10 protein-coding genes are annotated in these 13,835 nt (G+C 62.7%); 4 read left to right on the top strand and 6 right to left on the bottom strand.

From position 1 onward, the window contains the following. The first annotated feature begins 412 nt into the window (after nucleotides 1–412). The 4 genes from gmd to H7I87_RS20125 all read left to right on the top strand — a co-directional run bounded on the left by gmd (nucleotide 413) and on the right by H7I87_RS20125 (nucleotide 4,141). The gene (gene gmd / locus H7I87_RS20140) at nucleotides 413–1,435 is read left to right on the top strand and encodes a GDP-mannose 4,6-dehydratase (protein WP_024636801.1); all 1,023 of its coding nucleotides are present in this window, start codon (nucleotides 413–415) and stop codon (nucleotides 1,433–1,435) included. Further along, entirely contained in the window at nucleotides 1,426–2,406 is a 981-nt protein-coding gene (locus tag H7I87_RS20135) for a GDP-L-fucose synthase family protein (RefSeq protein WP_023881823.1), read from the top strand. The genes gmd and H7I87_RS20135 overlap by 10 nt, the downstream gene beginning before the upstream one ends. 146 nt (nucleotides 2,407–2,552) lie before the next feature. Further along, nucleotides 2,553–3,284, top strand: a complete 732-nt coding sequence (locus H7I87_RS20130; protein WP_024636803.1) for an FkbM family methyltransferase — start codon at nucleotides 2,553–2,555, stop codon at nucleotides 3,282–3,284. Between the two features lie 59 nt (nucleotides 3,285–3,343). After that, nucleotides 3,344–4,141, top strand: a complete 798-nt coding sequence (locus tag H7I87_RS20125; protein ID WP_023881821.1) for a glycosyltransferase family 2 protein — start codon at nucleotides 3,344–3,346, stop codon at nucleotides 4,139–4,141. 24 nt (nucleotides 4,142–4,165) lie between these two features. On the opposite strand, the gene H7I87_RS20120 is transcribed toward H7I87_RS20125, so the two are convergent. From H7I87_RS20120 to H7I87_RS20095, 6 genes are all read right to left on the bottom strand, one after another. Beyond that, nucleotides 4,166–4,957 (bottom strand): ABC transporter permease, encoded by a 792-nt coding sequence (locus H7I87_RS20120; protein WP_024636805.1) that lies wholly within the window; start codon nucleotides 4,955–4,957, stop codon nucleotides 4,166–4,168. Further along, nucleotides 4,957–5,697: an ABC transporter permease gene (locus tag H7I87_RS20115; protein WP_011725359.1), complete on the bottom strand. Its 741-nt coding sequence runs from the start codon at nucleotides 5,695–5,697 to the stop codon at nucleotides 4,957–4,959. Before H7I87_RS20115 ends, H7I87_RS20120 begins: the two co-directional genes overlap by 1 nt. Next, nucleotides 5,694–6,641, bottom strand: a complete 948-nt coding sequence (locus H7I87_RS20110) for a daunorubicin resistance protein DrrA family ABC transporter ATP-binding protein (protein WP_019733071.1) — start codon at nucleotides 6,639–6,641, stop codon at nucleotides 5,694–5,696. Before H7I87_RS20110 ends, H7I87_RS20115 begins: the two co-directional genes overlap by 4 nt. 224 nt (nucleotides 6,642–6,865) lie before the next feature. Continuing rightward, a complete protein-coding gene (locus tag H7I87_RS20105; RefSeq protein ID WP_063967166.1) occupies nucleotides 6,866–9,784 on the bottom strand; it encodes an MMPL/RND family transporter in 2,919 nt (972 codons plus the stop codon). 58 nt (nucleotides 9,785–9,842) lie between these two features. Further along, entirely contained in the window at nucleotides 9,843–12,734 is a 2,892-nt protein-coding gene (locus H7I87_RS20100; protein WP_063967165.1) for an MMPL/RND family transporter, read from the bottom strand. Then, nucleotides 12,731–13,150 carry an MmpS family transport accessory protein gene (locus tag H7I87_RS20095; protein WP_003876149.1) on the bottom strand — a complete coding sequence of 140 codons (420 nt, stop codon included), beginning with the start codon at nucleotides 13,148–13,150 and terminating at the stop codon, nucleotides 12,731–12,733. The genes H7I87_RS20100 and H7I87_RS20095 overlap by 4 nt, the downstream gene beginning before the upstream one ends. Between the last annotated feature and the right edge of the window lie 685 nt (nucleotides 13,151–13,835).

Raw genomic sequence — 13,835 nt, 5'->3', positions numbered from 1 at the left:
TCGCCGAAAAGCGCTATCTCTCCGAGACCACCCTGGCCCTATTACATCCCCGCTCCGATTCAGCCGACCAATCCGTTGCCGTCCCCGCCGCCATCACGGCATAGTGGAAACTCGCAGAGCCTCAGGCGAAACGCCGATCGGCTTTACACCACTTCACGGGGCACAACCTTCGGCTTCCATGAGCTGAGGGATGACATCGCCTTCTCGGTGAAGTGCTGGATGCTCCGCATGGCACAGGACAGCCTCGGACACTGGCGCTCCGTTGCGCCGGCAGCCGCAGAAGAAGCCAGTACAGCAGTGGCGGTTGATCTGCCCGGTCGGTCTCGTGACGTAACGGTCTGCGGCTTTCCCTGTACAACTACTATTGAGCGACAGTGACGCCAAGCCATTCCGTTGCAGAATCGGGAAACCAGTGAAGCGAGCACTCATAACCGGCATCACGGGCCAGGACGGTTCCTACCTCGCCGAGTTGTTGTTGAGCAAGGGGTATGAAGTCCACGGGCTCATCCGACGGGCTTCGACGTTCAACACGACACGGATCGACCACCTCTACGTTGACCCGCACCAACAGGGCGCCCGGCTGTTCTTGCATTATGGCGATCTCACCGACGGGACTCGCCTGGTCACCTTGCTGAGCACGATCGATCCTGACGAAGTTTATAACCTCGCGGCGCAGTCCCACGTGCGCGTCAGCTTCGACGAACCCGTATATACGGCAGATACGACTGGGATGGGATCGATCCGGCTGCTCGAAGCGGTCCGGCTTTCCCGAGTGGAATGCCGCTTCTACCAAGCATCGTCGTCGGAGATGTTCGGTGCTTCGCCGCCGCCACAGAACGAGCTAACGCCGTTCTATCCGCGCTCTCCCTACGGTGCGGCGAAGGTTTACTCGTATTGGGTGACTCGCAACTACCGGGAAGCATACGGAATGTTTGCCGTCAACGGGATCTTGTTCAACCATGAATCACCGAGGCGTGGTGAAACATTCGTCACCCGGAAGATCACGCGCGCCGTCGCCCGGATCAAAGCCGGCGTCCAGTCAGATGTCTACCTGGGCAATCTCGACGCAGTCCGCGACTGGGGGTATGCGCCCGAATATGTGGAAGGGATGTGGCGGATGCTGCAGGCACCTGAGCCCGACGATTTCGTTTTGGCCACGGGGCGTGGTTACACAGTGCGCGAGTTCGCGCAGACCGCCTTCGAGCGCGCAGGGCTTGACTGGGAGAGATACGTCAAATTTGACGACCGTTACCTGCGGCCTACAGAGGTCGATTCGCTGATCGGCGATGCATCCAAAGCCGCTCGTGACCTCGGGTGGAAGGCCGCCGTGCACACCGGCGAACTGGCCCGAATCATGGTGGACGCCGACATTGCCGCGTTGGAATGCGACGGCAGGCCATGGATTGACCGGCCGAACTTGCCTGCATGGAGCTGAGCTACAACATGAGCACATCGGTCGGCGCCCTTGACCGCAGTACGCCGGTATACATTGCGGGTCACCGAGGGCTGGTGGGCTCGGCACTGTTACGTAGATTTCAGGCCGAAGGATTCACCAATCTCCTGCTGCGGTCCCACAATGAGCTTGATCTGACCGACCGCGCAAAGACATTCGATTTCGTCATGGAGGCAAGACCGCAGATCGTCATCGATGCCGCCGCAAGAGTCGGCGGCATCATGGCTAACACCACCTATCCTGTCGATTTCCTGTCCGAAAACCTTCAGATGCAGGTCAATCTGCTGGATGCTGCTGTGGCTGCGCGGGTTCCGCGACTGCTGTTCCTCGGCTCATCGTGCATCTATCCGAAATTTGCGCCCCAGCCCATCAAGGAGAGCGCACTGCTCACCGGAGCCCTAGAATCGACCAACGACGCATATGCGATTGCCAAGATCGCTGGGATTCTGCAGGTTCAGGCGGTCCGGCGCCAATATGGATTGGCCTGGATTTCCGCAATGCCGACGAACTTGTACGGGCCGAATGACAACTTCTCCGAGGCCGGTTCGCATCTGCTGCCGGCGCTCATTCGCAGGTACGAAGAGGCCAGGTGCAGCGGCCGCTCGGAGGTGACCAACTGGGGCACCGGAAGTCCCCGTCGCGAACTCCTTCACGTCGACGACCTGGCAAGTGCCTGTCTGTACCTCTTAGAGCATTACGACGAGCCCACCCATGTCAACATTGGTACCGGCGTCGACCACACCATTAGGGAAATCGCAGAAATGGTGGCTTCGGCAGTCGGCTATGCCGGCGAAACACATTGGGATACAACAAAACCAGACGGTACACCACGAAAGCTATTGGACATCAGCGTTTTACGCCAAGCTGGCTGGGAACCGCGGATCGGACTACGGGACGGGATCGAATCCACCGTAGCGTGGTACCGGGAGAATGCCGGCGCGGTACGCCAGTGACCGCTCTGGACGCTGGCTGCGTCGCAGGCAGAGTCATCCTTCCCGCCCGGTCCGGCGTGTATGCTCGACACGTCCTGCGTTGACAAGCGGGATGTGTTTACAGCAAAACCGCTGCAGTTTCGTATTGCCATGTTAGTGTGATACACGTGCATTTTCTGGAACAAGTCCGTATGGTCGCCCGCAATATTCCTACCGAAGCGTTGCGATATTTATCGGAACGACACTGGAAACGCCACTTCGTCAAGCAATTAGCGGCTCATCAAGTCACTGTCGTTTTTGACGTAGGCGCTAACACAGGGCAATACACCGCGGGCCTACGTAAAGCCGGATACAAGGGGCGGATCATCTCGTTCGAGCCTTTATCGCAGCCCTATTCCAGGCTGGAGAATCGGGCAGCAAAAGATGCACTCTGGGACTGCAGTCGCTATGCGATCGGCGATTTTGACGGGACCATCCCGGTCAATGTCGCTGGTAATGCGGCGCAAAGCAGTTCCGTCTTGCCCATGCTGAAGAGTCACCAAGACGCTTATCCGCCGGCTAACTACGTCGGTGTCGAGGAGGTGCCGATACATCGATTAGACTCGGTCGCGCCTCAGATGCTGCACAGTAACGATGTCAGCTTTTTGAAGGTTGATGTTCAGGGGTTCGAGAAACAGGTACTCGCGGGTAGCAAAGCGACAATAGAGAACCGATGCGCAGGTCTGCAGCTGGAATTGTCGTTTTTGCCTCTGTATGAAGGCAGTATGCTGATTCCCGAAGCGCTGGAGTTGGTATATTCTCTTGGATTCACTCTGACCGGGTTGTTGCCGTGCTTCACGGACCCCCGCGACGGTAAAATGCTGCAAGCTGACGGCATTTTCTTTCGAGAGGACAATTGACCTGAAAGTCGACGTGCGCAAGTTGCGACGAAACCCGAGGGACGAAGCAAGTGGATAGCATGACGGCGCCGATGTTTTCGATTATCGTTCCCACTTTTAATGCGGCGGCGACGCTGCAGATGTGCATCGAAAGCATCATTTGCCAGACCTATAGTGACCTCGAGTTGGTCCTGGTCGACGGCGGCTCGACTGACGCCACCCTCGACGTCGCACAGGGGTTCGCTGGCAAGCTGGGTCCACGGCTTGTTGTCCATCGCGGTCCTGACCAAGGGCCATACGACGCGATGAACCGCGGCGTCGGCATGGCCACGGGCGAGTGGCTCCTCTTCCTGGGCGCTGATGATGCTCTCGATCAACCGGACACGCTTGCTCGCGTCGCTGCATTCATTGACGATCATGAGACCTGCGACCTTGTCTACGGCGACGTCGTTATGCGCTCCACCGGAACTCGTCACGCCGGCCCATTCGACCTCGACCGTCTGCTGTTCGAAACCAATATGTGTCATCAGTCAATCTTCTATCGCCGCAAGCTGTTTGAGGGCATCGGACCCTACAACCTGCGCTACCCAATCTGGGCCGACTGGGATTTCAACATCCGGTGCTTTTCCAATCCGGCACTGGTCACCTGCTATATGGACATCGTGGTCGCCCGATACAACGACATGACCGGGCTTAGCATGAGGGAGAGCACCGATCGGGAATTCCGGAAGCGACTTCCAATGTACTTCTGGGTTGCTGCCTGGGAAACCGGCCGCCGAATGATGGGATTTTTCAAACAGCGGGAAAACCGTCGATTGGCGTTGCGTGCGTTCGTGATCAGGACAAGAGCGGCCTCGCACGCGCGTGCGCGGCGCTAGCCACAATACGACCTAGCGCTTCCCCTAACCGCTGGCCTCAGCGGCCAACCGGTAGCCCCGCACGGCCACCGGGATGAACACCGCGACCAGGACCACCGCCCATGCCACCGTGATCTCTAGCGGCCAGGCGATCGGCCCGCCGTGGGCCAGTGCGCGCATCGTCTCGATCGGAGGCGAGACCGGTTGCATGCGGATCAACGGCTGGGCCCAGTGCGGAAAGAGCTTGATCGGAGTGGCGCCTGGGTTGACGAACACCAGGGCGAAGGTGATGCCCAGCAGCCAGGTCATCGCGGCGCGGCCGTTGTTGCGGATCGCCATCGCCATCACCAGGGCGGTGAAACCGGTCACCACGATCGACGGGACCAGAAGGAACAGCAGGGCAGCCGGCCAGCCCTGGCTGAAACGCAAGCCCATCGCCAGGCCGATCACGGTGATCAGGGTGGTGCCGATGAGCGCGCGCACCACCTCCGCCATCACCCATCCGGTGATCGCACTCGCGCGGTGAATCGGCAGCACCCACATGCGGCTGAGCAGGCGCGACTGGCGGTCCATGGTGATGCCCACCGAGTTGCCCAGGGAGCCGAAGAGCGCCGATATCACCGCGCACATGGGGACCACGCCGTAGACACTCTGGGCGCCGGTCACCCGGTGCACCTGCTCGCCCAGCACGATCTGATAGCAGAACAACAGGAAGACGGGCAGCAACAGCGAGCCCATCAGGACGGCTTGATCGCGCCGCCACCGGAGCAGGAGTCGCCCCGCCTGCACCCAGCTTTCGGTCAGCAGCGATCCCTGCGTCTCGAGCCGATGCGCCATCACCCGCGCCTTTGCATCCGCAACGTGATCGCGCCGAAAACCAGCACCGCGCCCACACACCAGGCCAGGGTGGCCGCCACGTTGCCGACGATCACATGCCCGCGGGCCAGGCCGCGCAGGGTTTCGGCGAACTGCGACACCGGCTGGTTGCGGACATACGGGCGCAACCAGCCGGGGAAGGTCTGCTCGGGCGCGATGCCGGTGGAGAGCATGAACAGCAGCAACTGGGGGACGAACAGCAGGTGGCTGGCCCCCTGCACACTTTTCGCGCTCGAGCCCAATGCGTCGGCCCCCAACGTCACCGCCAAGCACAGCAGCAAGGAGATGAACACGAACGCCGCCGAATAGACCAGCCCACCGGCCAAGCGGAAACCGAGCACATAGCCGGCCACCAACGCCATCACCAGGCAGAACGAACCGCGCATCAGGGTCGCGGTGACGCGGGCGGTCACCGTCGCCGCCGCGGGGACCGGCAGGGTCCGTATCCGCTCCCCGAAGCCGAAGAGGTGGTCGCGTGCCGCCCGGTCCGCGGTCATCAGCCCGACGAAGATCATCGACTGGGCGACCACGGCCGGCAGCAGGTACTGCGAATAGCTGATCCGGCCGGTGTCGATCAACCCGTGCAGCGCCACACTGAAACCCGCCAGATACGCTGCGGGCGAGAGTATCTCGAAGATCATCTCGCCGTCGCGCGCCGCGGACTTCAGCGAACGCTCGGTCAGGGCGGCCAGGGCACTCATGACCGGGCGACGGTCCGTTCGGTCAGGTGCAGGAACGCTTCGTCCAGCGACGGCTTGCGCAGCGAGATGTCGGCGAGCTCGAGCCCCAGCGCGTCCACGCGGCGGAACACCTCGACCAGGGTGGCCACCCCGTCGGGGGCGAACACCGACACCGAGCCGGTGTCGCTGTCGATCTCGATCCCTTCGAGCCCTGTTAGCGCGGCCGCTACCTGGGGAAGTTCGGCGGGGTTGGCCGGGGTCACCTGGCAGTAGCTGGTGCCCACCGCTCGCTTGAGCTCCTCGGAGGTGCCGCTGGCAATCACCCGGCCGTGATCGATGACGACGATCGAGTCGCTCAGCACGTCGGCCTCTTCCAGGTACTGCGTGGTCAGCAGCACGGAGATGCCCTGCACCCGCAGCGAACTCACCAGGGCCCACACGTCGCGGCGGCTGCGCGGATCCAGCCCGGTGGTCGGCTCGTCGAGGAAGAGCACCTTCGGCGGCACCACCAGGGCGCTGGCCAGATCGACGCGGCGGTACATGCCCCCGGAGTAGGTCGACAGCCGCCGGTCGGCGGCATCGACCAGGTTGAACTGTTCGAGCAGTTCGTCGGCGCGGGCCTTAGCCCGCCGCCGATTGAGTCCCCGCAGCCTGCCGAACAACACCAGGTTCTCCCGGCCCGTCAGCATGGGGTCCATTCCGGTGAACTGCCCGGCCATCCCGATGCTGGCGCGTACCTCGGCCGGCTGGCGAACGACGTCATACCCGGCGACACTGGCCCGGCCCGACGTCGGGCGGATCAGCGTGGACAAGATGTTGATCGTGGTGGTTTTGCCCGCGCCGTTGTGGCCGAGCAGCCCGCACACCGTCCCGGCCGGAACCGAGAAGTCCACCCCGGCCAGTGCGAGCGTGCTTCCCCCGAATTTCTTTGTGAGGCCTTCGACCTCGATCGCCGGTGCGCTCACGGTAGGAGTATTTCACGGTGCGCACCGCCGTGTCGGCGGTATAGGTGGAAAGCGACCCGGGGCAGGGCACCGGCCCTTGCCGAGCCGCTCGCCAAACCCGTTCGCGGCGGGGGAGTTCCGAATGTCCGGAGCAAAACCATTGACGTCCAATCCTTTTCGCTGCGCTTTTCGCCGAACGCGTCGACCGTTTCGCGGCCCACGCCGGGTGAGGCGATTAGGAGCACCTAGGCGGTCGGCCTGGGGACCGGGATTTCGGCCGTATCGGCGTCCGCGTCGTCGTTCTGGTGCAGCAGCACGCGCACCGACCGCCGGGTTCCCTCGGACCGAAGCAGCTGACTGGCCGGCCGCCGCCGCACCAGCTGCGGCCACCAGAACCAGCGTCCGAGCAGCGCGGCGATGGTGGGGGTCATGAACGAGCGCACGATCAAGGTATCGAACATCAGCCCCAGGCCGATGGTGGTACCGACCTGACCGATGATGCGCAGGTCGCTGACCACCATCGAAGCCATGGTGAAGGCGAACACCAGACCGGCGTTGGTCACCACCTTGCCGGTGCCGCCCATCGCCCGAATGATCCCGGTATTGATCCCGGCGGCGATTTCCTCCTTCATCCGGGACACCAGCAGCAGGTTGTAGTCCGATCCCACCGCCAACAACACGATGACCGACATCGGCAGCACCATCCAGTACAGCTGGATGCCGAAGATGTACTGCCAGATCAGCACCGACAACCCGAACGAGGCGCCCAGCGACAGCGTCACCGTGCCGACGATGACCAGCGCGGCGATGAAACTTCGGGTCAGGATCAGCATGATGATGAAGATCAGGCACAGCGCACCGACGCCGGCGATGAACAGGTCGTAGGTGGATCCGTCGCGGAAGTCCTTGAACGTCGACGCGGTGCCGGCGAGGTAGATCTTGGCGTTCTCCAGGGGAGTGTTCTTGAGCGCCTCCTCGGCCGCCGATCTGATCTTGTCGATCCGGTTCAGGGCTTCCGAGGTGGCCGGGTCGCCCCGGTGCGAAATGATGAAGCGGGCCGCCTTTCCGTCGGGCGACAGGAACTGGCTCATCGCCTTCTTGAAGTCCGCGTTCTCGAAGATGTCCGGCGGCAGATAGAACGAGTCGTCATTCTTGGACGCATCGAACGCCTCGCCCATGGCGGTGGCGTCCTTGTTGTTGCTGTCCATCTGGCCGATGATCCCGGACATGGTGCTGTGGTTGGTCAGCATCATCCTGAGCATGTCCTCCGACATCGCGATCATCGGCGGGTACTGCTCGAGCAGCTGCGGCATCAGCCGGTCCATATGATCGAGGTCTTGCAGCAGATACGTCATCTTGTCGCTGAGCGTGTCGACGCCGTCGAGCGTTTCAAAGATGTTCCGCAACGACCAGCAGATTGGGATGTCGTAGCAGTGCTTCTCCCAGTAGAAGTAACTGCGCAGCGGACGCCAGAAGTCCTCGAAGTCCGACATCTTGTCCCGCAATTCCCAAAGGACGGCGGCCATTTCCTTGGTCTTGACGATCGAGTCGTGCGTGATGTCGGTGAGCCGCTTCTGCAGCTCGTAGATGTGCCTCATGATCTCGATCTGCTTGCGCATCAAGTCGGCCTGCACGAGCATGTCGTCCATCCGAGCCTTCATGTACTGGATGTCTTGATGCATGGTGGCCTGCTGCATGCTGAGCAGGAACGGGATCGAGGTGTGCTGAATCGGCGTGCCTTCGGGACGCGTGATGCCCTGCACACGAGAAATCCCGTGAACCCCGAAGACTCCCTTGGCAAGTCGATGCAGCACCAGGAAATCGGCCGGGTTACGCATGTCGTGGTCGGACTCGATCATCAAGAGTTCGGGCATCATTCGCGACTGGGTGAAATGCCGGTCGGCGGCTGCGTACCCGACGTTGGCCGGAACGCTGTCGGGCATGTAGAGCCGGTTGTTGTAGCTGGTCTTGTAGCCCGGCAGGGTCACCAGGCCGACCAGGGCGACCGCGATGGTGGCAGTCAGGATGGGCGCGGGCCAGCGGACGATGGCCGTGCCGATCCGGCGCCACCGGCCGAAGCCGATGGCGCGCTTGGGATCGAAGAGGCCGAAGCCGCCGCCGACGGTCAGCACCGCCGGAACCAGCGTCAAGGCGATGAACACCGAGATGAGCATGCCCACCGAACACGGCAGGCCCATGGTCTGGAAGATGGGCATCCGGGTGAAGCTCAGGCACAGCATCGCGCCGGCGATGGTCAAACCCGAACCCAACACGACCGGGGCGACGCTGCGATAGGTGGTGAAGTACGCCGTCGCGCGGTCCTCGCCGGCCTCACGCGCCTCTTGATAACGGCCGAAAAAGAAGATGGCGTAGTCGGTTCCGGCCGCCATCGCCAGGGCCACCAGCAGGTTGACGGCAAACGTCGACAACGGCATCAGATTGTTGTTGGCGACGAAGGCGATCACGCCCCGCGCGGCGAAGACTTCGATGCCCACCGTGAGCAACAGCAACACGACGGTGGTCACCGAGCGGTAGACGAACAGCAGCACGATGAAAATGATCAGCGCGCCGATCAGGGTCATCTTCAGGATCGAGCGGTCACCGGCGAGCTGCATATCGGAGAACAGCGCCGCTGGCCCGGTGACGTAGGCATTCAGTCCGGCGGGCGGTGGGATCCGCGCGATCACGTCGCGGACGGCCGCCACCGATTCCTGACCCAGCGTGGTGCCCTGGTTGCCGGCCAGATTCAACTGCACGTAGACGGCCTTGCCGTCCGGGCTTTGCGCGCCCGCCTGGGTGAGGCGATCTCCCCACAGGTCCTGCACGTGCTCGACATGCTTTGTGTCGTTGCGTAATTCACGAACCAGCTTGTCGTAGTAGGCATGCGCGTCATCGCCCAGCTGCTGCTGCCCCTCGAGCACCAGCATGGCGAAGCTGTCCGAATCGGACTCTTTGAAGTCCCGGCCCATGCGCTGCATGGCCTGCACCGCCGGCGCGTCCTGCGGCGCCAGCGGCACCGAATGCTGCTGACCGACGATCTCCAGCCTTGGCACGCCGAACGTCACCAACAGCGTCAGCGCCACCCAGCCGAGGATGATGAACACCGCCAGTCGGCGGATGACCCGCGCAAAGGCCCCGGGAGGCCGGACGCGTTCGGTAGTCATGCTGCCCTCACGTTGTTCACCACGATTGCCGTTTCCATCCTGAAGTGGAAGGCGCCGCCTATTGCGGCTGCTTCAGGAGCAGTGAACGCACCAACGGACGGGGACCGGTCGGGCGCAGCATGGTGCTGGCCGGGCGGGGACGGACCAGCTGCGGCCACCAGAACCAGCGGCCCAGCAACGCGGCGACCGACGGCGTCATGAACGCCCGCACGATCAACGTGTCGAACAGCAGGCCCAGGCCGATCGTCGTGCCCACCTGGCCGATGCTGCGCAGGTCGCTGACCACCATCGCGCCCATGGTGAACGCGAACACCAGACCGGCGTTGGTCACCACCTTCCCGGTGCCGCCCATCGCGCGGATGATGCCGGTGTGGATCCCGGCGGCCAGCTCCTCCTTCATCCGGGACACCAGTAGCAGGTTGTAGTCGGAGCCCACCGCCAACAGCACGATCACCGAAGTGGACAGCACGGTCCAGTGCAGCTGCATGTGCAGCAGGTACTGCCACACCAGCACCGACAGCCCGAACGACGCCCCCAGCGACAGCAACACGGTGCCGACGATCACCATGGCCGCGATGAAGCTGCGCGTCATGATCAGCATGATGATGAAGATCAGGCAGAGCGCGGAGACGCCGGCGATCAACAGATCGAATTTCGACCCCTCCACCAAATCCTTGGTGATGGCCGCGGTGCCGGTCAGATAGATCTTGGAATTCTCTAGCGGCGTTCCCTTGAGCGCCTCTTCGGCGGCCGTCTTGATCTGTTCCACCCGGGACAGGCCCTCGGGTGTGGCGGGGTCACCTCGCTGCGAGATCAGCAGCCGGACGTCCTTGCCGTCGGGCGACATGAACACCTTCTCCACCCGCTTGAACGACTCCGAGCCGTTGATGATGCCCGGCGGCAGGTAGAACGAGTCGTCGTTGCGGGAGGCGTCGAAAGCCTGCCCCATGGCACTGGGATCCTTTGCGCTGGAATCCATTTGGCCCATGACGCCGGACATGGTGCTGTGCATGGTCAGCATCATGGTGCGCATGCTCGACATGGTCTCGATCATCGGCGGGATCTGCATGACCAGCTGCGGCAGCAGCGCATCCAGCTGGTCGAGGTTCTTCACCAGATCGCCCAGTTTGTCGCTGATCTCGTCGACACCGTCGATCGCGTCGAAGATGGACCGCAGCGAGAAACAGATCGGAATGTCGTAGCAGTGCTTCTCCCAGTAGAAGTAGCTGCGAATGGGGCGCCAGAAGTCCTCGAAATCCGAAACCCGGTCCCGCAATTCCGAAGTGATGTCCTGCATTTCGTGCGTCGTCTTGACCATGTGGTGCGTCGTGGCGACGAGCTCGCGCATCAGGTCCAGCATGTGCTGCATGATCCCGATCATCTTGCCCAGCTCGTTTGCCTGGACGAGCATGTCGTTCATCCGGTCCTTCTGGAAGGCCATGTTCTGCATCTGGCTGGCCTGACCCATGCTGATGATCCAGGGAATCGTCGTGTGCTGCAACGGAACTCCCTCGGGGCGGGTGACCGTCTGCACGGTGGCGATGCCGGGGACCGCAAGAACACCCTTGGCGAGTTTGTTGATCACCAACATGTCCGTCGGGTTGCGCAGATCATGGTCGGTCTCGACCAGCAGGATCTCCGGCATCTGCATCCGCTGGCCGGGGAAATGCCGCGCCGCCGCCGCAAACCCCACGTTCGCCGGAATGCTGTCCGGAATGAATTTCTGGTCGTCATAGCTGGGCCGGTAATTCGGCAGCGCCAGCAGTCCGACCAGCGAGACCGCCAGGGTGGCGATGAAAATCGGCGCCGGCCACCGCACGATCGCGGTGCCGATGCGCCGCCACCTCCGGGCCGAGACCGCCCGGCGCGGCTCGAACAGGCCGAACCGGGCCCCGCCGGCCAGCAGCGCCGGCCCGAGCGTCAGCGCGACCAGGACCGCGATCGAGATGCCCACCGCAACCGGGATACCGAGCGGCTGGAAGTAGGGGAGTCGGGTGAAGCTCAGGCACAGCACCGCGCCGGCGATGGTCAAGCCGGAGGCCAGCACCACCTTGGCCACTCCGTTGAACGTGGTGTAGAAGGCCTCTTCCCGGCTCTCGCCCGCTTGCCGTGCCTCTTGATATCGGCCGACGAAGAAGATGCCGTAGTCGGTGCCGGTCGCGATGACGGCGGCCACCAAGAGGTTGACCGCGAACGTGGTGAGACCGACCACCCCGAGATGGCCCAGTAGCGCGACCATTCCGCGCGCGATCTGCAATTCCAGGCCGACGATCAGCAACAGCAGAATGACGGTGATGACCGATCGATACACCAGCAGCAGCGTCACGAAGATGACGATCAGGCTGGCCAACGTCACCAGCATGACCGTCTTTTGCCCGGCGATGTTCATGTCCGCGACGATCGGTGCGGGACCGGTGACGTAAACCTTGAGACCTGGCGGGGGAGAAGCCTCCTGGACCAGCTTCCGAATTGCCGCCACGGATTCGTCACCGGCAGCCGCGCCCGCATTTCCGTTCAGGTTCACCTGAACATAGGCGGCCTTGCCGTCCTGGCTTTGCGCGGCGCCGCGGGTGAGCGGATCGCCCCAGAAGTTCTGCACGTGCTGCACGTGCCTGTGGTCGTTTTCCAGCAGCCGAATCAGGCGGTCGTAGTAAGTGTGCGCGTCGTCGCCGAGTTGCTGCTGGCCCTCCAGCAGGATCATGGCCAGCGCGCCGGTGTTGGTTTCCTTGAAGTCCTCGCCGAGGCGCTCCATCGCCTTGAACGACGGCGCCCCAATGGGACTCAGCGACACCGCGTGCTCGGCCTCTACCTGCTCCAGCGAGGGAACGCCGATGGTGATCAGCACCGCAACCGCCAGCCAGCCCAAAATAATGGGAACGGACAAACGGTGAATGATCCGCGCCACCCGTGGTCGCGCGGCCTGCTGGGTCTCCAATTGCTGGGTACTCATGTGGCCGTCAACACGCAGTAGGTGAATGCGTTCAATTCGTGCGAGATCCTCTCGGTTTTGACAACGCCGTCCACCAGAATGCGGCAGCCGAGACTATCGCTATTGCCCTGTGCCACCACATTTCCCACGATCGACGGCAACGTCGTCGAGATATCGAACGTCCACGGCAGCTCGACGCCGTTGATGTGCTGCGGTTCGCCATTGGCGTCGAAATAGCTGATGTCGGCCATCGCGCCGGCCGGCCCGAAGACCTCGTACTTCACGTGCTTGGGGTTGAACGGTTTGGTGTCCTGCTGCCTGGTGTCGGCGTACGACGGGCGCTTCTCCGAACCGAAAATCCCGTGCAGTCGCGAGACGGTCAAACCGCCGGCAACCACCACCGCCACGATGACCAGCGGAATCCACAGCCGCTTCAAAAACCCGACAAACGTGGTGCCCAGGTTCCGGCCACCCCTGCGGGGGCGACTTTGCTGTATGGGGCGAGTCGATGATCGACGAGCAAAGCCCAGGAAGCCACGTCGACGGCGAGGCGATCGGCTAACGTCCTGTCCTTCCGTGAATGCGTTGTCGGGCCGGGCCCGTACGTCGGGTTCGACCACTGCACCCCCTTCACCCGTATCCACGCCCGCGCCGTTTCCGTCGCCCGAACATCCAACTGCACGTCGGTCGCGACACGCCAGACTGCGGTGCCGCGATGCGGTGCCCGTCGCAGACTAGCCGTGCATCCGTCACCTCATGCGAGCCCCGCCCCCCGGGAGCGCGACCAGATCTTGATGAGTAAACCATGCCATTGACGTCCATATCACTGCTTTGGCAACGCGATACGCGATCGTAATGCCTATCGCGTGCGCAAACGGCATTTTGCTGAAGCGACGAATCTGCTCCCTACACATGTCCTTCGCAAGGCCGCCCACTTACCTAAGCACAGCCGCCCGCGCCGTGTCACCGCCCGGTTCGCCTCGGGGCTTGTTGCCAGCAGCCTGCCAGGTACGCGCCGCGCGTTGGGCTCGCGGTGATTTTCCCGACCCCCGCGACTTCGGCTAGGCTGTGAGCCACAAGCACAATAACTTCATCGGCCGCAAGGACGTGCCTGCTCCAATA

This window comes from Mycobacterium timonense (assembly GCF_025821985.1).
In the GTDB taxonomy this organism is placed as follows: domain Bacteria; phylum Actinomycetota; class Actinomycetes; order Mycobacteriales; family Mycobacteriaceae; genus Mycobacterium; species Mycobacterium avium.
Note: the sequence above shows the minus strand (reverse complement) of the source record. Positions and strands in the feature narration are given on the sequence as shown.